Source organism: Blastococcus sp. MG754426, assembly GCF_021699055.1.
GTDB lineage: Bacteria > Actinomycetota > Actinomycetes > Mycobacteriales > Geodermatophilaceae > Blastococcus.
Genome location: NZ_SSXC01000176.1, coordinates 1 through 624 on the forward strand (window position 1 = coordinate 1; position 624 = coordinate 624).

The 624-nt window shown below is 79.2% G+C and carries 1 protein-coding gene; it reads left to right on the forward strand.

Translation table 11 applies throughout. From position 1 onward, the window contains the following. The coding region (locus E9549_RS22865; protein ID WP_236828895.1) for an HNH endonuclease signature motif containing protein at nucleotides 1-624 on the forward strand (624 nt) is incomplete at both ends.

Here is a 624-nt window from a genome sequence, read left to right on the forward strand (position 1 = left end):
CAGCCGGCCGCCGAGGTCGCCGGGGAGGTCGTCACCGCCGCCCAGTGCCGGGAGATCCTCCGCGCACTCGACCTGCTCGGCGTCGGCGCCGCCCCCACCGGCGGATGCGTGCAGATCGCCATCGGCAACCCCGCCGACGGGCGGCTGATCACCGTCGCCACCCGCAGCCGGCTCCGCCGCGCCGCCGGCCACCGCCGCCGCACCCGCAACCGACACCGCACCCGCCACGGCAGCAAGGCCGGGACCGCCGGCGCCGCCACCCCGACGACCGGGCCCGCGACCGGCCGGGAAACCCAGCTCACCGACCGGCCCGCGAACGGGCCGGGCCTCGGCCCACCGGCACCGACCACCGCCTACCGACCCACCGCCGGCCAACGCCGCTTCCTGCACGTCCGCGACCGCCACTGCCGCATGCCCGGCTGCCGCCGGCGCGCCGCCCGCTGCGACATCGACCACGCCACCGCCCACGCCCACGGCGGCCCCACCGACTGCTGGAACCTCTGCTGCCTCTGCCGGCGGCACCACCGCATCAAGACCTCCGCCCGCGGGTGGGCCTTCACCCTCCTCCCCGACGGGCAGCTGGCCGTCCGCACCCCGTCGGGCGTCTCCCGCACCACCCGCCCG